General features: G+C 63.5%; 12 protein-coding genes and 1 riboswitch. Of the genes, 4 read left to right on the top strand and 8 right to left on the bottom strand.

All coding sequences use genetic code 11. The features are described from left to right. The first annotated feature begins 56 nt into the window (after nucleotides 1–56). Nucleotides 57–164, top strand: a riboswitch (TPP riboswitch). Beyond that, nucleotides 160–2,049, top strand: coding sequence for a phosphomethylpyrimidine synthase ThiC (thiC, locus tag ACSSVG_RS19280; RefSeq protein ID WP_231343443.1), 1,890 nt, complete (start codon nucleotides 160–162; stop codon nucleotides 2,047–2,049). Its footprint overlaps the riboswitch before it by 5 nt. On the opposite strand, the gene ACSSVG_RS19275 is transcribed toward thiC, so the two are convergent. Beyond that, nucleotides 2,032–2,754 (bottom strand): alpha/beta fold hydrolase, encoded by a 723-nt coding sequence (locus tag ACSSVG_RS19275; protein WP_231343444.1) that lies wholly within the window; start codon nucleotides 2,752–2,754, stop codon nucleotides 2,032–2,034. The two genes, thiC and ACSSVG_RS19275, sit on opposite strands and share 18 nt — an antisense overlap. Nucleotides 2,755–2,823: 69 nt before the next feature. Then, entirely contained in the window at nucleotides 2,824–4,404 is a 1,581-nt protein-coding gene (gene ffh, locus ACSSVG_RS19270; RefSeq protein WP_231343445.1) for a signal recognition particle protein, read from the bottom strand. 30 nt (nucleotides 4,405–4,434) lie between these two features. On the opposite strand from ffh, the gene ACSSVG_RS19265 reads away from it, so the two are divergent. Beyond that, a complete protein-coding gene (locus tag ACSSVG_RS19265; RefSeq protein WP_231343446.1) occupies nucleotides 4,435–5,955 on the top strand; it encodes a glucose-6-phosphate dehydrogenase in 1,521 nt (506 codons plus the stop codon). A gap of 137 nt (nucleotides 5,956–6,092) precedes the next feature. Here the strand turns inward: ACSSVG_RS19265 and ACSSVG_RS19260 are convergent, their stop codons facing one another. Next, nucleotides 6,093–6,431 (bottom strand): P-II family nitrogen regulator, encoded by a 339-nt coding sequence (locus ACSSVG_RS19260; RefSeq protein WP_017199639.1) that lies wholly within the window; start codon nucleotides 6,429–6,431, stop codon nucleotides 6,093–6,095. Continuing rightward, nucleotides 6,428–7,756, bottom strand: coding sequence for an ammonium transporter (locus ACSSVG_RS19255; protein ID WP_231342643.1), 1,329 nt, complete (start codon nucleotides 7,754–7,756; stop codon nucleotides 6,428–6,430). Before ACSSVG_RS19255 ends, ACSSVG_RS19260 begins: the two co-directional genes overlap by 4 nt. Before the next feature lie 252 nt (nucleotides 7,757–8,008). On the opposite strand from ACSSVG_RS19255, the gene ACSSVG_RS19250 reads away from it, so the two are divergent. Beyond that, a complete protein-coding gene (locus ACSSVG_RS19250) occupies nucleotides 8,009–9,229 on the top strand; it encodes an MFS transporter (RefSeq protein WP_231342650.1) in 1,221 nt (406 codons plus the stop codon). Between the two features lie 66 nt (nucleotides 9,230–9,295). Here the strand turns inward: ACSSVG_RS19250 and ftsY are convergent, their stop codons facing one another. Further along, nucleotides 9,296–10,501 (bottom strand): signal recognition particle-docking protein FtsY, encoded by a 1,206-nt coding sequence (gene ftsY / locus ACSSVG_RS19245; RefSeq protein WP_159702305.1) that lies wholly within the window; start codon nucleotides 10,499–10,501, stop codon nucleotides 9,296–9,298. Nucleotides 10,502–10,521: 20 nt separating this feature from the next. After that, on the bottom strand, nucleotides 10,522–14,100 hold the full coding sequence (gene smc, locus ACSSVG_RS19240) for a chromosome segregation protein SMC (protein WP_231342654.1): 3,579 nt from the start codon (nucleotides 14,098–14,100) through the stop codon (nucleotides 10,522–10,524). A gap of 357 nt (nucleotides 14,101–14,457) precedes the next feature. On the opposite strand from smc, the gene ACSSVG_RS19235 reads away from it, so the two are divergent. Continuing rightward, nucleotides 14,458–19,365, top strand: coding sequence for a DUF4082 domain-containing protein (locus tag ACSSVG_RS19235; protein WP_231342656.1), 4,908 nt, complete (start codon nucleotides 14,458–14,460; stop codon nucleotides 19,363–19,365). A gap of 44 nt (nucleotides 19,366–19,409) precedes the next feature. Here ACSSVG_RS19235 and ACSSVG_RS19230 read toward each other — a convergent pair whose 3' ends face one another. Continuing rightward, nucleotides 19,410–20,438: a TolB-like translocation protein gene (locus tag ACSSVG_RS19230; protein WP_231342658.1), complete on the bottom strand. Its 1,029-nt coding sequence runs from the start codon at nucleotides 20,436–20,438 to the stop codon at nucleotides 19,410–19,412. After that, nucleotides 20,435–21,658, bottom strand: a complete 1,224-nt coding sequence (locus ACSSVG_RS19225) for an MFS transporter (RefSeq protein WP_492419254.1) — start codon at nucleotides 21,656–21,658, stop codon at nucleotides 20,435–20,437. Before ACSSVG_RS19225 ends, ACSSVG_RS19230 begins: the two co-directional genes overlap by 4 nt. Between the last annotated feature and the right edge of the window lie 33 nt (nucleotides 21,659–21,691).

Genomic DNA, 21,691 nt, shown 5'->3' with positions numbered 1-21,691 from the left:
TCGGAGCTGGTGCGTTCATGTGACTGGGTGCCTGTTGGGAGCTGTGGTAGCTTCGTCTACGACCACACGGGGGCCCCTGCAGGGGCTGAGATCGGACTGACGCAGTCTGCGACCGTTGAACCTGTCCGGGTAATGCCGGCGAAGGAAGTGAGTAATCCTTTGAGCACCACCGAAACACAGCACAGCCCTGTCCAAAATCGTTCCAACGCAGGCCAAAATCGTTCCAACGCAGGCCAAAACCAGGCCGGTAACGGCTTGGAATCGGCGGAACCCGTCACGCAATCGCTGAAGTCCCATTCATTGGCGTGGCTGGAAGATCCCGACAACGGGATCCGCGTGCCGATAACCGAGATTTCGCTGGAGCCCTCCCCCAATGGGCAGGCAAATACGCCGTTGCAGGTATACCGAACCGCGGGTCCGGGCAGCGATCCTGTGGTGGGACTGGAGCCGTTCCGCGCACCATGGATCGAAGGCCGGGCAGACACCGAACCATACTCCGGGCGCGAACGGAACCTGCTCGACGACGGCAAGTCCGCGGTCCGGCGCGGTGCGGCGTCAGCGGAGTGGAAGGGCGCGCAACCGGTGCCCCGCCGCGCCGTCGAGGGCAAGACCGTCACCCAAATGCACTACGCGAAAAAGGGCGTCGTGACGCCGGAGATGCAGTTCGTCGCGCTGCGGGAGAACTGCGATGTTGAACTGGTCCGCGGCGAGGTCGCCGCAGGCCGGGCCATCATCCCCAACAACATCAACCACCCTGAATCCGAACCGATGATCATCGGCAAGGCCTTCCTGGTCAAGATCAACGCAAACATCGGAAACTCGGCCGTGACCAGCTCCATCGCCGAAGAAGTGGACAAGCTGCAATGGGCCGCCCAATGGGGCGCTGATACCGTCATGGACCTCTCCACGGGAGATGACATCCACACCACCCGCGAATGGATCATCCGCAACTCCCCTGTTCCGATCGGCACAGTCCCGATCTACCAGGCGCTCGAAAAGGTCAACGGCGAAGCCAACAAACTGACATGGGAGATCTTCCGCGACACAGTGATCGAGCAATGCGAGCAGGGCGTGGACTACATGACCATCCATGCAGGGGTGCTCCTGCGGTATGTGCCACTCACAGCCAACAGGGTCACAGGCATCGTTTCGCGCGGTGGTTCGATCATGGCCGGCTGGTGCCTGGCACACCATCAGGAAAACTTCCTCTACACCCACTTTGACGAGTTGTGCGAAATCTTCGCCCAGTACGACGTCTCGTTCTCGTTGGGCGACGGCCTGCGCCCCGGATCCATTGCCGACGCAAACGACGCCGCCCAGTTTGCAGAACTGGACACGCTCGCGGAGCTGACGCAACGCGCGTGGGAGTTCGACGTCCAGGTCATGGTGGAAGGCCCCGGCCACGTTCCGTTCCACCTGGTCCGCGAGAATGTGGAGCGGCAACAGGAACTCTGCAAGGGTGCCCCGTTCTACACGCTCGGCCCCCTGGTCACCGACATCGCCCCCGGCTACGACCACATCACCTCGGCGATCGGTGCGACCGAAATCGCCCGGTACGGCACAGCCATGCTCTGTTACGTGACCCCAAAAGAGCACCTCGGCCTGCCAAACAAGGACGACGTCAAGACCGGGGTTATCACCTACAAGATCGCCGCCCACGCAGCCGACCTCGCCAAGGGCCACCCTGGTGCGCATGAACGCGACGATGCCCTGTCCAAGGCACGCTTCGAGTTCCGCTGGCGGGACCAGTTTGCCCTTTCCCTGGACCCTGTGACGGCCGAAGCCTTCCACGACGAAACATTGCCGGCCGAACCGGCAAAGACAGCGCACTTCTGCTCGATGTGCGGCCCCAAGTTCTGCTCCATGCGCATCAGCCAGGACATCCGGGACGAATACGGTTCAGCCGAGTCCCAGGCGGCAATCGCAGGCATGTACGACGGCATGCGCGAGAAGAGCCAGGAGTTCCTGGCTTCGGGCGGGAAGGTGTACTTGCCGGAACTCCAGGTCCCTGCAAGCCAAGGCACCACCAGCTCAGGAAGCCTGAACTGACATAGCCCTTCCGACGTCCGCGATAAAGGAGCGGATGGCCCGGTCCCCTTCAGGTGAATCCTGGGGCCGGTGTCCTCCCGCTGCCACGCGGCGGAGGGCACCGGTGTCCTGCAGGTATGCCGCGATTTCCTCGTAGAGGGGTTCCCACCCGCCGGTGAGGACCAACGTGGGAACGCCCGGAACGATGTGGAGCGGCGCCTCCCATGGAGGCGCTTGCAGCCTCAGCCTGCGGGCGGAGCGGCGGGCTTCGGGACTGTCCAAACCTCCGGTTTCGGCAGAGAAGGCCCGGCGGTAGAACTCACGCTGGTAGTCGGCGTCGTTGAGCTGGTTCCTGACGTCGAACAGCGGTTCCATCAGTGCCCGATGGGATCCCGTCGCCGGAAGTTCGGCCGTCAACGACAAACAGGCGGGCTCCACCAGGGTGAGCGAGTGCACCAGATCAGGGCGTTCGATGGCTGCGAGCATGGCGGAGATGGCACCTTGCTCGTGAGCCACGATGTGGCCGCCGCCCGAATCATCCAGTGCGTTGATCACAATTGCGACGTCGGCCGCCACACTGGATTCCACGGGTTCGGCATTGGCATCAAAGCCGTGGCGCCGAAGGAACAGTGCGTCATAGGCCAGGGCCATGCCATGTTGCCTCGGCCATGCCGCAGCGCCGAACGTGCCCAGGCCGTGAACGAAGACTACGCGCTGCTTCTGCATTGGTTCAGCCTATTCCACGGCTCTGACATCCCAAGGGGCCGGAAATCCCGGCTCCTTGGGAAGCAATATCTACTTTCCGAGGAACTTGTCGAAGCCCTTGGGAAGATTCAGCGACGCCGGGTCGAAGTCCGCGGCGCCCTGTCCGAAAGCGGCACCCGTGGGTGCGGCCGAAGCGGCATTGGCCCGTTTGGCCTCGGCATCACGCAGTTCCTGCGCTGCCTTTGCAGGGTTGCCGGAACGGGCCTTCTTCTTAGGGGCGTTCTTACCGTTCTTGCGGCCGCCGCCGGGGCCACCCAACCCGGGCATTCCCGGCATGCCTGGCATGCCGCCGCCTTGAGCCAGTTTTTTCATCATCTTCTGGGCCTGGGCGAAACGCTCCAGCAGTCCGTTGACCTCTGAAACGTGGACGCCTGAACCCCTGGCGATTCGGGCGCGGCGTGAGCCGTTGATGATCTTGGGAGCAACACGCTCGTGCGGAGTCATGGAGCGGACGATTGCCTCGACGCGGTCGATCTCTTTTTCGTCGAAATTCTCAAGCTGCTGACGGATGTTCTGCGCACCCGGCATCATCATGAGCATCTTCTTCATGGAGCCCATGTTGCGGATCTGCTGCATCTGGGCGAGGAAGTCGTCCAGGGTGAAGTCTTCCTGGTCGGCGAACTTCTTCGCCATCCTGGCCGCTTCGTCCTTGTCCCAGGCCTTTTCAGCCTGTTCGATCAGGGTGAGGACGTCACCCATGTCCAGGATGCGCGAAGCCATACGGTCCGGGTGGAAGAGCTCAAAGTCGTCGAGGCCTTCACCGGTGGACGCAAACATGACCGGCTTACCGGTAACGGATGCAACCGACAGCGCGGCACCGCCGCGGGCGTCGCCGTCGAGCTTGGACAACACGATGCCCGTGAAATTGACGCCTTCGTCGAAGGCCATCGCCGTGTTGACGGCATCCTGGCCGATCATGGAGTCGATCACGAAGAGGACTTCGTTGGGGATGATCGCCTGACGGATGCGTCGGGCCTGGTCCATCATTTCGGCGTCGACGCCGAGACGGCCGGCTGTATCGACGATGACGACGTCGTGCAGCTTCTGGCGGGCTTCCTCGACGCCGGCCTTGGCTACGGCCACCGGATCGCCGGCGGGGTGCTCAAGTTCGGAGGTTGCGCCCGGGTGCGGAGCGAACACCGGGACACCGGCGCGCTGGCCAACAACCTGGAGCTGCGTGACAGCGTTGGGGCGCTGGAGGTCGCAAGCTACCAGCAGGGGGCTGTGGCCCTGCGCCTTGAGCCACTTGGACAGCTTGCCGGCGAGGGTGGTCTTACCGGCACCTTGGAGGCCTGCGAGCATGATGATGGTGGGCCCGGTCTTGGCCAGGCGGATACGTCGTGTCTCGCCGCCGAGGATCTCCTTGAGTTCCTCATTGACGATCTTCACGATCTGCTGGCTCGGGTTCAACGCTCCCGAGACCTCGGCGCCCAGGGCCCGTTCGCGGATACGGCCGGTGAACTCGCGGACCACGGACACCGCAACATCCGCGTCCAGCAGGGCGCGGCGAATCTCCCGGACAGTGGCATCGACATCAGCCTCGGTGAGGCGGCCCTTGCCACGGAGGTTCTTGAAGGTTGCTGTCAACCGGTCAGAGAGTGAATTGAACACGCGCCGTGCACTTCTTTCGATGGTCTACGAATGGCGGCCAATGCGGCACACCAGAGTCTTGACGATTCTTGCCCCGGCAAATACGACTCAACTACGGGACTCGACTATCTAGGGTACCAAGTCGCACCTGCAAGATGGCATGCTGGCACAGTGACCAGCAAAACAACTGTAAAAACGTTGCTCATCCTCGGCGCGTCCGGGGACCTCACCGGCAGGCTGCTCCTGCCTGGACTGGCCGGACTGTTGGCTTCAGGGCGGGCTCCAGGTCTCCGTTTGGTGGGCGCGGGATCCGATCCCTGGTCTCCGGAGCAATGGAGGCAAAGGGTCAACGGCGCCTTCGAGGCCGCATCAAAAACAGCCGACACCGCCGGGCGTGCCGCTTTGGCCGCCGTTGCCGAAGGCACCGAATACCAGCAGGTTGATGTCACGGCCGACGGTCCATTGGCCGATCTGCTGGCACGGCTTCAGGGTCCGGTTGCCATCTACTTCGCTTTGCCACCGCATGTCAGCCAGAAAGCCTGCGAGGTACTCCATCCCGAACAAATGCCAGCCGGGACGCGGTTGGTCATGGAGAAGCCATTCGGGTCGGGTACCGAATCCGCACACGAGCTGAACAGGACCTTGGCCGCATTGGTCCCCGAGGACCACATCCACCGCGTGGACCACTTCCTGGGCAAGGCAACGGTGCTCAACATCCTGGGCCTTCGCTTCGCCAACAGGTTCCTGGAGCCGGTCTGGAACCGCGAACACATCGAGAAGGTGGAGGTCATTTTCGACGAGGACCTCGCCCTTGAGGGCAGGGCCCGATACTACGACACAGCCGGGGCTCTTCGGGACATGATCCAGAGCCACCTCCTCCACATCATGGCGTTCCTCGCCATTGATGCTCCCGCCACCATCGAGGAACGGGACCTTCGTGACGCAGTGGCCACCGTCTTGCGGGCAAGCAGCGTCAAGGCCCCGTACGTCGATTCCACGCGACGAGCCCGCTACACAGCGGGAACACTCGGCGAAAGGACCGTGCCGGACTACGCTGCCGAGGAGGGCGTGGACCCGTCACGAAACACCGAAACCCTTGCAGAAGTGCGCGTGGACATCGACAACTGGCGTTGGAAGGGCGTCCCCTTCATCCTGCGCTCCGGCAAGGCCATGGGGCGCAGGCGCAAGGAGGCCGTTATCACCTTCCGCCCTGTCCCCCACCTTCCCAAGGGCTTCTCGGGCGTGGACTCTCCCAACCAACTGCGGATCGGCTTTGGTCCGGACCTGCTGCAGCTCGACGTCGATGTGAACGGCCCCGGCGACATTTTCACGCTGGACCGAACCACCCTGGTGGCCGAACTCAACGAACCCGGAATGCTGCCCTACGGAGAAGTCCTCGAAGGCATCCTGACCGGCGACCCCCTCCTGTCAGTTCGGGGCGACACTGCCGAGGATTGCTGGAGGATCGTCGAGCCGGTCCTCCGCGCCTGGGAAAGCGGCGACGTCCCTCTGGACGAGTACGACGCCGGCAGCGAGGGGCCCGCGGACTGGCCCACCGCCGTCGTGGACTAAAGACAGTCCTGGACTAACGACGATTGGTGACCAGCGAGGGCTGGTGACTGAGCACAGCGGCGACACAACAGCGGGCCGGGTACCTTGACTGGTACCCGGCCCGCTGTGCTGCGTCGGAAATAGGATCCGGTCAGAACCTAGATCGCGGCTGCGCCGCGCTCACCGGTCCGGACCCGTACTGCTTCGTAGACATCCACGGTCCACACCTTGCCGTCACCGGCGCGGCCAGTGTTGGAGCTGGCGATGAGGACATCCAGGATGTCGTCTGCCTGCTCATCCGTGGCGAGGACCTCGATGCGGATCTTGGGCAGCAGATCCACGTTGTATTCTGCTCCGCGATACACCTCGGTGTATCCGCGCTGGCGGCCGTAGCCGCTGGCCGCGCTGACCGTCAGGCCCTGGACCCCGTATGCTTCGAGGCCTTCCCGGACCGCTTCAAGCTTCTCGGGACGGACGATCGCTGTGATGAGCTTCATGCCTGGACACTCTCCTTGCCTTCTGCGGCGGCCTTGGCTGCTGCTGTCTCCGACTTTCCAGTCATGGCCTCGTGCAGCGGCTGGAAGCTGCCACCGTGGCCGTTGACTCCGAATTCGTAGGCCGTCTCAGCGTGGAGGCTGAGGTCGACGCCAACGTTCTCCTGCTCCGTGGAGACCCGGAAGCCCATGGTCTTGTGGATGGCGAAGGCGATGATGGCCGTCATGATGGCCGAGAAAGCGATGGCGATGCCGGCTGCTGCGAGCTGGGCCCACATCTGGGTCATGCCGCCGCCGTAGAAGAGGCCGCCGCCCACACCGTCGGTGGGAAGGGCGATGAAGCCCAGTGCCACGGTGCCGATGATGCCTGATACCAGGTGGACGCCTACAACATCCAGGGAGTCATCGAAACCCCAGCGGAACTTGAGGCCGACTGCCAGGGCCGAGGCTACACCGGCAACCACGCCGAGGCCCAGGGCGCCGACAGGGCTGACGTTGGCACAAGCGGGGGTGATGGCCACGAGGCCGGCAACCACACCGGATGCTGCGCCGAGGGAGGTCGGGTGTCCGTCACGGATGCGTTCAGTGATGAGCCAGCCGATCATGGCCGCTGCGGGAGCTGCGAGGGTGTTGATCCAGATCAGGCCGCCCTGTTCGGCGGTGGTTGCTGCACCACCGTTGAAGCCGAACCAGCCGAACCACAGGATTGCTGCGCCGAGCATGACGAACGGGATGTTGTGCGGGCGGTGGTTCGGGTCCTTGCCGAAGCCACGGCGGTTGCCGATGATGAGAACCAGGACGAGTGCCGCCACACCGGCGTTGATGTGCACTACAGTGCCGCCGGCGAAGTCGATGGCCGGGCCGAGGGCCTTGCCGATTGCACCTTCAGGACCGAACAGTCCGCCGCCCCAAACCATGTAGGCCAGCGGGCAGTAGACGAGGGTGACCCAGACCGGAACAAAGATGCTCCAGGCGCCGAACTTGGCGCGGTCGGCGATTGCGCCACTGATCAGCGCAACCGTGATGATGGCGAAGGTGGCCGCGTAGCCAACCTTGATGAGGCCATCAGGAGTATTGATGCCTTCGAGGCCGAAGGTGGCGAACGGGTTGCCCACGATTTCCATGAAGCCTTCGCCGGAGCTCATTGACGCGCCCCACAGCACCCAGACAACGCCGACGATGCCGATGGAGATGAAGCTCATCATCATCATGTTCAGGGCTGCCTTGGCGCGTGTCATGCCGCCGTAGAAGAATGCCAGACCGGGTGTCATGAACAGCACAAGCGCGGCTGCCACCATGACCCATACGTGACCTGCGGTAAGTTCCATGGTGCACGTTCCTCTCTTGCTAGATCTGCGGTTCAACCGCTGTCCTGACGCCGTTTGCGTCCTGCTTAAGAGTTTTGTGCCGCCGTGTTTCACCTGCGCGGGTTTTATATTGCGCGCCGGTTACAACAACCTCCCCAACGTAAATGGTGCATATCTGCGATGTTACGGATATGTTTCAGGCGTCAGACTTCACCGGAAATACCCAGCTTTTGACCAGATGAGCCCCGAACCACCTTGAAGGACCAACCCCGTATGACCCAGTCGCCCAGATCCGTCAAAGCTCCAAGGGTCCGGCAGGAGAAAACACCCTTGCCCCGCGATATCAAGGTGATGTTGGCTGCGGCGTTCCTGATCGCGCTGGGCTTTGGCCTCGTGGCGCCGGTCCTGCCGCAATTCGCCACGACGTTCGACGTCGGCGCTACCGCCGCCGCCGTGATCGTCAGCATCTTCGCCTTCATGAGGCTCGTGTTTGCCCCGGCGGGAGGAGCCCTGATAGGACGGTTCGGCGAGCGGAATGTCTACGTTTCAGGCCTGCTGATCGTAGCGGTGTCTACTGCGGCATGCGCCTTCGCCCAGGACTACTGGCAGCTGCTGATCTTCCGCGGCCTCGGTGGCGCCGGCTCCGTCATGTTTACGGTTGCTGCCATGGGCTTGCTCATCCGGTTGGCTCCCCCGGAGCGGCGCGGGAGGGTCTCCGGTGCCTACGCTTCGGCTTTCCTGATCGGGAGCGTGCTGGGACCGGTCGTAGGCGGTTTGCTGGCAGGCTTCGGCCTCCGTGTGCCTTTCCTTGCCTACGCCGGCGCCCTGCTGGTGGCAGCCTTGGTGGTCCGGACCATGCTGAGCGGCGAGGGCAATGCGGCGGAAGATACTGCGACGGCACCAGCCATGACCTTGAAGGAAGCACTGACTGACTCTGCCTACCGGGCCGCAGTGTTCTCGAGTTTCGGCAACGGCTGGGTAACCTTCGGCGTCCGCATGGCCACGATCCCGCTGTTCGCAGTGGCCGTCCTGCAGTCGAAGCCGGAAACTGCCGCGTGGGCATTGGCCATCTTTGCCATGGGCAACGCCACTGCCCTGACCTTTTCCGGGCGTTTGGCTGATGCCTGGGGACGCAAGCCCCTGCTCATCCCTGGCCTGGTCATCACCGGCCTGGCCACCGGCGTCATTGGCTTGACCACGGATTTGCCGGCATTCCTCATTGCGTCCGCAGTGGCAGGATTCGGCTCAGGTTTGTTGGGTCCGGCGCAGCAGGCCGCCGTCGCCGATGTCATTGGCCGGGGACGCTCCGGGGGCAAAGTGCTGGCGGTCTTCCAGATGGCGGCGGACACCGGGGCCATCATTGGCCCCGTCGTGGCAGGCCTGCTTGCCGACCGCCTGGGCTATGGCTGGGCCTTCGGCATCACAGGCGGCGTACTCCTCCTCACGGCAGCAGGCTGGTCGCTGGCACGCGAACCCCTTAAACCCAAAAACTGACTGGCATTTGTGGTTGCTCCGAGGACTCAGGACAACCACAAATGCCAGCCAGTTTTGTGCGGAGTGCTAGTTGAGCAGCGCGTCCACAAAGGCTTCGGCGTCGAACGGCGCGAGGTCATCCGGGCCTTCGCCCAAGCCGATCAGCTTAACAGGGACACCCAACGACTTCTGGATGGCGACAACGATGCCGCCCTTGGCTGTGCCATCAAGCTTGGTCAGCACGATGCCCGTGATATTGACAACCTCAGCGAACACACGGGCCTGGTTGAGGCCGTTCTGCCCTGTGGTGGCGTCCAGGACCAGCAGGACCTCATCCACTTCAGCCAGTTTCTCGATCACGCGCTTGACCTTGCCGAGCTCGTCCATCAGGCCGGTCTTGTTCTGCAGGCGCCCTGCAGTGTCCACCATGACCACATCGACTTCCTGGTCGATGCCGGCCTTCACGGCTTCGTAGGCAACCGAGGCGGGGTCGGCGCCGTCGATGTCCGACTTCACGGTGGGCACTCCAACGCGTTGTCCCCATGTGGCCAACTGCTCGGCGGCCGCGGCGCGGAAGGTGTCGGCTGCGCCCAACAGCACATCCTTGTCTTCGGCCACCAGGACGCGGGCAAGCTTGCCGACGGTGGTGGTCTTGCCGACGCCGTTGACACCGACAACAAGCACGACGGCGGGCCGGTCGCCCTTGCGTTCGACATTCAAGGAGCGATCCATATCGGGATCCACCAGCTTGATGAGTTCTTCGCGGAGCATGGCCTTGACGTCCTCGGGGCTACGGGTGCCGAGCACCTTGACACGCTCCCGCAAGGCCTCGACCAACTGCATGGTTGGTTCGGTGCCAAGGTCCGCCAGCAAGAGGGTTTCTTCAACCTCGTCCCACACGTTTTCGTCGATCTTGTCGCCGGACAACAAAGCCAGCAGCCCCTTGCCCAGGATGCTGTTGGATTTGACCAGGCGGGCGCGCAGGCGGGTCAGGCGACCCTCCACCGGTGCCGGAGTGTCAATGGCGATGGTTTCGAGCCCTGCAACGTCGTCAGGCACGTCAGTGCCTTCGACGGTTCCGTCAAACGTCGGCGCCGGCGCCTTGACCGAGTCCGGGCGGTCCTCCACCAGGGTTCCGCCGCTTGCTGCCGACGACTGCAGGGGATCGTTCGCATCCCGCGTCCCGGGGTACTTTGCCCCGGACTTCCGGGCCTTCAGCAGCACCGGCACGAGTCCGCCGACCACCACGAGCGCAGCGAGAATGGACAGAATTATGGGTAGGAAATCGTTCACACCCCTACCTTCTCATAAAGCTATGCCCCGGCACCGAGCCTCTGGCTGATGACGGTGGAGACGCCGTCGCCCCTCATCGTCACACCGTAGAGGGCGTCAGCCACTTCCATGGTGCGCTTCTGGTGGGTAATCACGATCAATTGGCTGGACTCCCGCAGTTCCTCGAAAATGGTGATGAGGCGCCCCAGGTTGGTATCGTCCAAGGCCGCTTCCACTTCATCCATGACGTAGAACGGCGAGGGCCGGGCTTTGAAGATCGCCACCAACAGGGCCACTGCCGTCAGGGAACGCTCACCGCCGGAGAGTAACGAAAGCCTCTTGATTTTCTTGCCGGCCGGACGGGCTTCCACTTCGATTCCCGTGGTCAGCATGTCGTCAGGGTCCGTGAGCACCAGCTTGCCCTCGCCGCCGGGGAAGAGACGGGCAAAGACGTGGTCGAACTGGGCCGACGTGTCGGCGAAGGCCTCGGTAAAGACCTGCTGAACCCTCGCGTCCACCTCTTTGATGATGTCCAGCAGGTCCTTGCGGCTGGACTTGAGGTCTTCGAGCTGCGAGCTGAGGAACTGATGCCTTTCTTCCAAGGCGGCAAATTCCTCCAGGGCGAGCGGGTTCACTTTGCCCAGTGCGGCCAGCTCCCGTTCCGCTTTCTTGAGTCTTTTTTCCTGCTCCGCCCGGGCGAACGGAATACCTTCAACGATTTCGTCGCCGTTCTCGTCCACGGGGGCACGGAGTTCGGCCCACTTGTCGGTGGTGGTACCGGCAGGCATTGGCACAGGCAGGTGGGGGCCAAAATCAGCAACGAGTTGCTCCGCGGAAAGGCCAAGTTCCTCGATGGAGCGCGTTTCCAGGGCTTCGATACGCAGACGCTGCTGGGTCCGCGCCATCTCGTCCCGGTGTACGGAGTCCGTCAGTTCGGCAAGCTCCTTGGCCAGGGCATCGTTACCGGACCGGACGTCGGAGAGCTCCTTCTCAAGTTGTTCCCGTGTCTGCTCGGCGAGGTCACGCTCCCAGCCCGCCACCTCCACTGAGACATCGATGAACCGCAGTGCCTGCTCCACCGCAGACGCAACGGCCGAAGCACGCTGCGCCTGTGCCCGGCGCCGCTGTGCCCTTCGGGCCGCCTCTTCTCGGGCGCGGCGTTCTGTGGCCGCAGCCCGCTCGAGCGAGGCTGCCCGGTTGCTGATGGCGCCCAACTGCTCTTCCGCAGTCCTCAGCGCCAGCCTGGCTTCCGTTTCAAGGGAACGGGCAGTCCTGGCTTGCGCGGCGAGTTCGTCACGCTGATCCGTGGACGGTTCCTCGTCCGGCGCTTCCTGGGCGGCGGCGAGCCGTTCCGCGGCGACTTCGAGGTCCAGTTCGGCGGCAGCGATGTTGGCGTCAGCCTTGGCCATTGATGCGGCGAGCCGATCACTTTCACCCACGGCACTGCGAAGAACGGAATTGAGGTGGCCAAGGCGCTCGGCCACTGCGGCGAGCCGGGCATCGGATTCGTGCAGGCGCTCCAAGGCGGCATCGGCCCTGTCCTGTGCCTCGGCGCGGCGGGACTGGGCGCCGGCCAGGGCGAACCGGCCACGCTCCAAGCGGGACGTGACCTCCTGGAGCCTGGCTGCGGCGTCGTCCACTGCTGCCTGGACTTCCAGCAGGGACGGCGCAGTTGCCGAGCCGCCAGTAACAGTCAGGGCCGTAAAGACGTCGCCCTCGCGCGTGACCGCTTTAAGCGCCGGTTGTTCAGAGACGAGCGCTGCCGCAGTGTGAATGTCATCGACGACGACGGTTCCCGCCAGCAGCGCCAAGGCACCTTGGGCTGCGGGGTCGGAGATTTTCACGACGTCGGAGGCCCAGCGGCTGCCGGGGGGAAGCAACGCGTCGGCTGGGGCTTGGTCATCGCCGGCAAAACTGCCGGCCAGGAGCAAGGCCGCACGGCCGGCGTCGTCATCCTTCAAGGACAAGATTGCTGCTGCTGCGCTGTGCGCATCTGCAACCACCAAGGCGTCCGAGGCACTTCCCAGAGCGGCAGCGATGGCGGGCTCGAACCCAGGCTCGATGGCAACCACGGCGGCCAAGGGGCCAAGGATGCCTTCGGCCTCCAAGAGACTTCCGGAACCATCCTTGCGGTTGAGTCCGAGCTGCAGCGCATCGCGTCGTGCAGTCAGGGCATCCCTCTCGCGGACGGCCTCCCGTTCGGTGGCTTTCAATTCTTCGATCTCGGCGAGGACAGCGTCCAGGACCTCATTCGCATTTTCATAGTCGGCGTCGAGGCTTTCCTCGCCGTCCTCAACCCCGGCCACCTGGGATTCAAGGGCAGTGAACTCGCTTTGGGCCTTGCGACGCCGTTCATCACCGGACGCGAGGGATTCCCGGAGCCGGCCGCGCTCAGCCTCGGCAGCTTCCGCCTTGGACCGGGCGGCGGCCACTTGGCCTGCAAGCTTGGCGAGCCCTTCCCTGCGGTCAGCGGCAGCGCGCAGCATGGCCGTCAATCGTTTGTCCTCGGCCGCCGACAGCGACTCAGCGGCATCCTTTGCCACCGTGGCTTCAAGGAGCGCTGCTTGTTTGGCCAGGATGTCGTGTTCCAAGGCCGACTCTTCCTCACGGACACGGGCCGCTTGGCGTTCAAGCTGCTCCGGGTCCCGCCCCGACTCAGCGGTGGCTTCCGAGGACCCCAGGAGCCTGCGGCGTTCAGAAGCGAGGGAACCCAGGGAACGCAGGCGCTCCCGTCCGGCGGAGAGCTGGTACCAATGGTCGCGGGCGGCATTGAGCTTCGGGGTTGCTTCGGCGGCCTGCTGCTCCAGCGCGGCCTGGCGTCGCCGTCCAAGTCCCAGCCCCGCCTCCACCACCTGGCGGCGCTCCTTGAGCGCGGCTTCGTCGGCAACATCCTGTTCAAGGCTGGTTGTCAGCTGGACCAGGTCGTCCGCCAGGAGGCGGGACCTGGCGTCCCGGACATCGAACTGGACTGTTTGGGCGCGGCGGGCGATTTCTGCCTGCTTTCCCAACGGAGTGAGCTGCCGCCGGATTTCCGCAGTGAGGTCACCGAGCCGCGCCAGGTTGGCCTGCATGGCCTCGAGTTTGCGGACGGTTTTTTCCTTGCGGCGGCGATGCTTGAGGATGCCCGCGGCTTCCTCGATGAAGCCGCGGCGGTCTTCAGGAGTGGCGTGCAGGACGCGGTCCAATTGGCCCTGACCCACAATGACGTGCATTTCACGGCCCAGGCCTGAGTCCGACAGGAGTTCCTGGATGTCAAGGAGCCGGCACGGAGCGCCATTGATGGCGTACTCGGATCCGCCTGTCCTGAAGAGCGTCCGGGAGATGGTCACTTCGCTGTACTCGATGGGAAGAGCGTTGTCCGCATTGTCGATGGTCAGGGACACATGCGCGCGGCCAAGGGGTGGCCGGCCCGAGGTGCCCGCGAAGATGACATCTTCCATCTTGCCGCCACGCAGGGTCTTGGCACCCTGCTCCCCCATGACCCAAGCCAGGGCATCCACAACATTGGATTTGCCCGAGCCATTGGGCCCTACGACGGCAGTGACGCCGGGCTCAAAGTCGAACGTCGTGGCCGACGCGAACGACTTGAATCCTCGGACAGTCAAACTTTTCAGGTGCAAGGCGCTTCGGTTCTCCTGGGTGGCCCGGGTGGTTGTACCCCCTAAATCTACTGCCGATTCTGCGAAATCTACGGATCTGTTGCCGGAACGCCTTGTGGTCGGCAGGCCACACCCCTACACTCCTGCCAAGGGCAACTTGGCCTGTTCGTTCCGGTGATCCGGTGACGGCATGAACTTCAGTTCAGCCGCTGCCGGATCCGGTCCCGATCTTCGGAACGACCATCCAAGTGCAAAAACCCTGAGTTCCATAACTGAAGATCTTGGTTTGACCCTGGCTGGGGAGCGGCAAGCAGGGACCGTGCCTGAAATCGCGGACCCGTATTCGCATTTTCGGCGCGCCACCCCCCAGGAGTTCTGATGCCCGGTACTTCAGCCAACCGACCCCAGCGAGTCCTCAAGGGTTTCTTAGTGCCCATGGTGATCGCGATGGTGGCGGCCCTCTTGCCCCTCACTGCACCAGCGGCGGTGGCTGCGGGTCCCTGTGACCCCGTGGTGAACCTTGTGGCCTGCGAGAACTCCAAGACCGGAAGTCCGCCCTCCGAGTGGGATATCAACGGTGCCGGTGATGACAGCATCCAGGGCTTTTCCACCGAGATCAGCGTCAACGCAGGCCAACCCATACGTTTCAAGGTGGATACGAACGCTCCCAGCTACACCATAGGGATCTACCGGACGGGCTGGTATGCGGGCAACGGAGCACGCAAGATCGCCGATGTGACGCCGTCGGTCCTGCGCCAGAGCCAACCGGCCTGCCGCAGCGACCTCACCACGGAACTCTATGACTGTGGCACCTGGGCAGTATCTGCGACGTGGCAGGTCCCGGCCACGGCTGTGTCCGGCGTCTATATTGCGCTCCTCACCCGCCCTGACACCGGGGCAAAAAGCCACATCACGTTCATCGTCCGAAACGACGGCAACCGCTCCGCAGTGGTCTTCCAGACGTCGGACCAGACCTGGCAGGCCTACAACACCTACGGAGGCTCGGACTTCTACCAAGGCGCGGCCAACGGCCGGTCCTACAAGGTCAGCTACAACCGGCCGATGGCAACCAGGGACGGTCCCGGCGGCAGGGACTTCTACTTCTCCAACGAATACCCCATGGTGCGCTTCCTGGAACAGAACGGCTATGACGTCAGCTATATCAGCGGCCTTGATACGGACCGCAATGGCGCCGAGCTGCTGAACCACAAGGTCTTCCTGTCCGTTGGTCACGACGAATACTGGTCGGGCCCACAACGGGCCAATGTCACAGCCGCGAGGGACGCCGGTGTGAACCTTCAGTTCCTATCGGGCAACGAAATGTACTGGCGCACCAGGTTTGAGCCCTCGACGGTTGACGGTGCAGCCAACCGCACTCTTACCTGCTACAAGGAAACCTGGGGTAATGCCAAGATCGATCCCAGCGCACAGTGGACGGGCACGTGGCGTGACCCGCGCTTCGCTTCCCAGGCCAACGGCGGAGGCCTGCCCGAAAATGCTGTGACCGGGACGATCTATATGTCCAATCACTCTGACCTGCCGGTCACGGTGAAAGCGGACGAAGGCAAGACCCGGCTCTGGCGGAACACCACCCTGGCGTCTCTGCCTGCAGGTTCCTCGGCCGCCCTCGCGCCGCACACCGTCGGTTATGAATCCAATGAGGACCTGGACAACGGGTTCCGGCCGGCGGGACTCATCCGGCTGTCCACCACTGTGGGCAGCGTTCCCGAGTACCTTCAGGACTTCGGTAATACCGTCGCCCCGGGAAGCACCACGCACAACGTGACCCTCTACCGCGCAGCCAGTGGCGCGTTGGTCTTCTCTGCCGGCAGCGTCCAGTGGACCTGGGGCTTGGACCAGGAGCACGACGGCGACGGCGCGGCTGCCGATGTCCGCATGAGGCAGGCGCAGGTCAACATCCTCGCGGACATGGGCGCGCAGCCGGCCACAAGGGCTGCCGGACTGGTTGCCGCCGTGGCGAGCACTGACACCACCAAACCAACAGTGGCCATCTCGGCTCCCGCCACCGGAGCCACCGTGGCACACGGCAGCAGCGTTACCGTGACGGGAACAGCCGCCGACGTGGGCGGTGTGGTGGCCGGCGTCGAAGTCTCTACCGACGGCGGTGCAAGCTGGCACCCTGCCCAAGGAAAGCAGAGCTGGACCTACACGTACATCCAGAAGGGCATGACCACGGCCACCATCCAGGCACGGGCCATCGATGACAGTGCCAACATCGGCGCGGCCGTGACCAGGAGTATCACCCTGAGCGGCCCTTACAGCGTCTTCGGCCAGACGGTACCGGTGGTCAAGGATTCCGGTGACGGCGGTGCCTACGAAATGGGCCTGCGTTTCACCCCTTCAGTGGACGGCTTCATCACCGGCGTCCGTTTCTACAAGAGCACGGCCAACACCGGAACCCACACGGGCTCCCTGTGGAGCTCCACCGGCGAGCGCCTGGCGACGGCCACGTTCACCAATGAAACGGCCTCCGGCTGGCAAACTGCCCTGTTCAGCCAAGCCGTGCCTGTTGCGGCCGGCCAGAAATATACGGTGTCCTATTGGGCACCCAATGGCCACTACGCCACCAAGGACCACCAATGGGCGAGCTTCGGTTCCACGGACGCCCCGTTGAAGGTGGCCGGTGGTTTCGGCGCTGAACCGGCAGGCGTGTACAGCACGTCCCAGGGCTTCCCCACCACCAGTTACAACGGTGGCAACTACTTCGCGGATGCGCTCTTCAGCACTGTTGACAGCTCCCCCATGACGGTATCGGGCCACACGCCCATCCCGTCGTCGTCGAGCGTGTCCGTGAATACCAAGGTAAGCGCCGTATTCTCCAAGCCCGTCATGGCGGCCAGCGTCCAGCTGACGTTGCAGTCGCCGTCGGGTCCAGTGGCAGGAACTACGGCGTACGACGCCGCGACGCGGCGGGCGACCTTCACGCCGTCGAGCGCGTTGGCGTTCAACACCCAATTCACGGCTACGTTGTCCGGCACCGATTCGATCGGCGGTCCAGTGACTGCCGGTGGAACCTGGTCCTTTACGACAGCGGCAACGCTGCCGGTTCCCGGTGCGTGCCCTTGCAGCCTCTTCGATGACTCCGTCACGCCGGGGATCGCCGAGCTGCGTGAAGGCGTGCCGGTGACCTTGGGCGTACGGTTCTCGAGCGTTTCTGCCGGCGAGGTGCTGGGTGTTCGTTTCTACAAGTCCGCAGGAAACACCGGCACCCACAATGGCGCCCTGTACACGGCCGCAGGGCAGCAACTGGCAACAGTGGCGTTCACCAACGAGAGTGCGTCCGGGTGGCAGACTGCCATGTTCAGCCAGCCGGTCCAGATGGCTGCGAACACCGACTACATCGTGTCCTACAAGTCCCTGACCGGAACGTATTCGGCAACTGCCAACGGATTCGGTTCCGGGCTGAGCGTCGGACCGCTCCGGGCAGCGTCTGACGCCGGCGCCTACACGTACAGCGGCGACTTTGCGTCGTCGCGGTCCACAGCCAGTTACCTGGTGGACGTAGTGGTGACGGTGCCCAACACGCCGTTCACCGTTGGTTCGCATTCACCGCTGCCCAGTGCCTCCAGCGTTCCGCTGAACACTGTAGTCAGCGCAGTGCTGTCCGAGGCTGCAGTAGCGTCCAGCGTCAGCATGGCAGTGAAAGTGACCAGCGGCGCCGCAGTCGCCGGTACATCGGCCTACGACTCCGCAACCCGTAAGGTCACGTTTACGCCGACGGCTCCGTTGGCGGCAGGGACCTCGTACACGGCGACGGTGACAGCTACGTCTGTCTCCGGTCAGCCGATGTCCGCTGGTGGTACGTGGACCTTCACCACGGTTCCTGCACCGCGCACGCCGGGCGTCTGCCCGTGCACGCTGTACCAGGACACTGTGACACCCACAACGCCCGACGCCGACGACGGCGTTCCGTTGTCCCTCGGTGTCAGGTTCGCCAGCGACACTGCGGGCCAGATCACCGGCGTGCGTTTCTACAAGGCGGCCGGCAACACGGGAACACACACCGGATCGCTCTACACGGCCACGGGACAACTCCTGGCAACTGTCACGTTCACCAACGAGTCAAGTACGGGCTGGCAGACCGCAACGTTCAGCCAGCCGGTGACCATCGAGGCCGACACTGAGTACGTGGCCGCGTACAAGGCTCCCACCGGCAAGTACTCCTACACGGCCGGCGGATTTGGTGCAGGATTGACCAGTGGACCACTGCGCACGGCCGCTGACTCGGGCGCTTTTGGCTACAACAGTGACTTCCCGGGTTCATCGTCCACCGCCAGTTACCTGGTGGATGTGGTGTTCGCTACGCCAACGCAGGCGCTGACAGTGTCCGAACAGGTACCGGCCCCGGGCGCCACAGGCATTCCGACAGACGTGAAGCCTTCCATCACCTTCTCGTCCGCCATTAATCCAGGAGCATCGTTCACCCTGACCGCGAACGGCAATCCGGTAGCCGGTTCAGCTGCCCTTTCTGCGGACAGCAGGACCGTTACCTTCACACCGACCGCGGCATTGCCCAACAGCACCGTGATATCCGCCAGCGTGGCCAACGTCGTCTCCCAACAAGGGCAGGCTTTCCCCACCACCAACTGGCAATTCACCACCGCCGCCCCCACCGTCCAGGTGTCCACGATCTTCGGCTCGCTGACGCCCCAAACGGTCTCGGCGCCGGACATCCTATCGGTCGAGCTGGGGACAGCCTTCACCGTTTCCCAGGCGGGGAACGTGACAGGCATACGTTTCTACAAGGGGGCTGGCAACACCGGAACCCACGTGGGATCGCTCTGGAACTCGGCTGGCACCCGCCTGGCTCAGGTGACGTTCACCAACGAGACGGCCACGGGCTGGCAAACAGCTACGTTGGCTGCGCCGGTGGCGCTCGTGACAGGCCAAACCTATGTGGTCTCGTACAGGGCACCCAACGGCCGGTACTCCTACACCTCGGCGTTCTTCAACCAGACCTACACCAGTGGTGTGTTCACGGCCAGTGGCCCGAACAACGGCCGGTACCGGTACGGCTCCGGCGGAGTCATGCCGGCCAGCTCCTGGAACGCGACCAACTACTTCGTGGATGTGGTGTACTCCACCACCGCTCCCCAACAGTTGGTTGCACCGTCACCATCGCCCACAGCTACTCCGACGGCCACGGCTACTCCCACACCGTCACCCACGGCGACGTCCACTGCCTCACCGAGTCCTTCACCGAGCCCCTCGCCAAGTCCAACGCAGTCCGGCGGGTTGCTCTGCGGGTTGCTCGGGCTCTGCTGAGGCTACCGGACGGCCAGCAACTGCTTTCAACCGGACAACTGCCTTCAGCGGACTACGCTGGGTGACCACGCATGGGCAATGAACATAGCCGGTTGGTCACCCGGAGTGGTGCCCAGCTGCCAGATGTTGCTGTCCCCTTCCACGGCCTCGTCTGCCAAACCGTAAAGGAGGTTCTGGTTGTCCAGCCATTCAATCTGGTCATCCACGCTGCGCTTCTCGGAAAGGACCACTTCCTGTCCCGTAGCGAGGTCAAGCACAGCGACTTTCCAATGGGCAGCCAGTGCCCCGCCGTCGTTCTTCTTGTAAGCGATCCGCTTGCCGTCGGGCGAGATCGATGGGCATTCCACGTTGTCGTGGATGGCAGTCAAGGTCTTGGCGGACAGGCTCCCCCGGACCAGCCAGATTCGACCCGATGATGCAGCGGTGGCATAGAAGACGTCATTTTCGCCCGGCGCGAAGGTCACCCCCCAGATGTTCCTGTCCGTTGCTACCAATCGCTCACCGTTGACCATCAGCGCGAAGTCCTCGAGGTTCCCTGAGCTCCCACCCGGCAGGCTGATCTCGGTGGCCGTGGAAAAGCCGGCCGTCGCATAGGAGTGCCCGGTAACAAAGACCGTCGTGGCGATCATGGAGCCGTCAGGGCTGATCCTTGTCCTGCTCGGAATACCAGGGACGGGCCACGAACGCTGCACCTGCCAGTCGCGGTCCAGGACGGCCGCTTCGAAGGTGGTCACCAGCCCACGGTTTGTCTTGAGGCACACCACGGTTTCGGCTGCCCCATAGACCCTGTCGCACTCTTGTTCACTCACGGCCCGTGTACCCCCGGGAGCGGACAGCGGAACTGTTGCCGCGTTGCCATACCCCTGGCCCGATGCCGTGTTCCGGAAGAGGACGAAGGGAGCATTGGGAAGCGGCTGGCCCGCCGTGACACCCACTGATGAAGCTGCGGTCCGGCTCTCTTCAAAACGCTGGTAAGCCCCAAAGGCGTAGATTCCTGCCCCCACCAGGACAATGACGGTGACAGTGAGGAGAATGCCCCATCGCATCTTTCCTCCGGCCAGCGCTCCGCTCATGCGCGGCCGCCCGTGTCCGCGCCAACTTGGGGCCGGGCACTTCTCAAGATAAAGACGACAGCCACCACTGCACAAGCCAACAAGCCCCCTGCCACCACCATGGCCGTCGGTGCCCCCACGGCATACCAGAGCACTCCAAAGCCTGCAGAAGCAGTCATCCTGCTCAGGGCCACCACCGTTTGTGCCGACGCAATGCCGGTGGCAAGTCTGCCCGCAGGCGTGAGTTGGCTGGCCAAGGCAGCCAGTACGCCATCGGTCGCGGCGTAGAACGCTCCCAGCAGGACCAAGCAGCCCAAGGTTCCCCACAACCCTCCAAAGGGTGCGGCGGCGAGGAGATATGTAGCGAGCAACGCGATGTGTCCGCCGACGAAAACCGGCACCTTGCCGACCCGGTCAGCCAGCCGCCCCAACGGAATCGCGAGAGCCAGGAAGACCACATTGGTGCCTACAAACAACAACGGAAACCACTGGACAGCGAACGAGTCCCTGGCTTGGAGCACCAGGTAGATGAAGCCGTCGCCGACGGTCACCAAGCCCAAAAGGCCGGCAGAGATCAGAAGTTTGCCGAGCCCGGGTTCCTTCAAATGACTCCACGAAAAGGCGAAGAGCCGCATGCCCTCCCGCCCGTCCGCGCTTTTCAGGCCATGGGCCCGGATATCCGGAACAACCAAGGCCAGGACGGCAACCCCGATCACTGCGAACGCCAGGGACACCACAAAGACGGTGCTGAATCCATTGGGAATCATCAAGAGGACAAAGAATGCGATGAGCGGCCCCGCTGCGGCCCCAATGTTGTCCAGCATTCTGTGGACGCCGAAGGACCTGGCCAAGTGTTCGGGCTGGGCGGACACCGAGATCAGCGCATCCCTGGGGGCCGTGCGAATGCCTTTGCCAATCCGGTCGCCGGTCACAATGGCCGCGATTGCCCAGAACCCTCCAGCGAAAAGGAATCCAACCCTGGCAAGCATCGACAAGCCATAGCCGGCCAAAGCTATCCGTTTTGGATGGCCGCTGCGATCGGCTGCCCAACCGGCCGCGATCCTGACGATCGCACTGGCACCCTGGTTGATGCCGTCAATAAAGCCAAAGGCGATGGTTGACAGTCCGAGGAACCCCGTCACATACAAGGGAAGTACTGCCGTGACGGATTCAGAGGAAACATCGGTCACCATGCTCACGATGCCCAACCACAAGATGACCGGAGACAAACGGAACGGCACCTCTGCTTTCAGTGCCGTTCCGTTGCCCTGTGA

The organism is Paenarthrobacter sp. E2MeOHC11 (assembly GCF_058744955.1).
This window is presented reverse-complemented; position numbering and strand designations above follow the sequence as displayed.

Bases quoted from the DNA above. Each gene is read 5' to 3' on its own strand.
- ACSSVG_RS19230 (WP_231342658.1), bottom strand. From the start codon at position 20,438: ATGAGCGGAGCGCTGGCCGGAGGAAAGATGCGATGGGGCATTCTCCTC.
- ACSSVG_RS19235 (WP_231342656.1), top strand. From the start codon at position 14,458: ATGCCCGGTACTTCAGCCAACCGACCCCAGCGAGTCCTCAAGGGTTTC.
- ACSSVG_RS19275 (WP_231343444.1), bottom strand. From the start codon at position 2,754: ATGCAGAAGCAGCGCGTAGTCTTCGTTCACGGCCTGGGCACGTTCGGC.
- ACSSVG_RS19255 (WP_231342643.1), bottom strand. From the start codon at position 7,756: ATGGAACTTACCGCAGGTCACGTATGGGTCATGGTGGCAGCCGCGCTT.
- ACSSVG_RS19265 (WP_231343446.1), top strand. From the start codon at position 4,435: ATGGCGGCCAATGCGGCACACCAGAGTCTTGACGATTCTTGCCCCGGC.
- ACSSVG_RS19250 (WP_231342650.1), top strand. From the start codon at position 8,009: ATGACCCAGTCGCCCAGATCCGTCAAAGCTCCAAGGGTCCGGCAGGAG.
- ACSSVG_RS19260 (WP_017199639.1), bottom strand. From the start codon at position 6,431: ATGAAGCTCATCACAGCGATCGTCCGTCCCGAGAAGCTTGAAGCGGTC.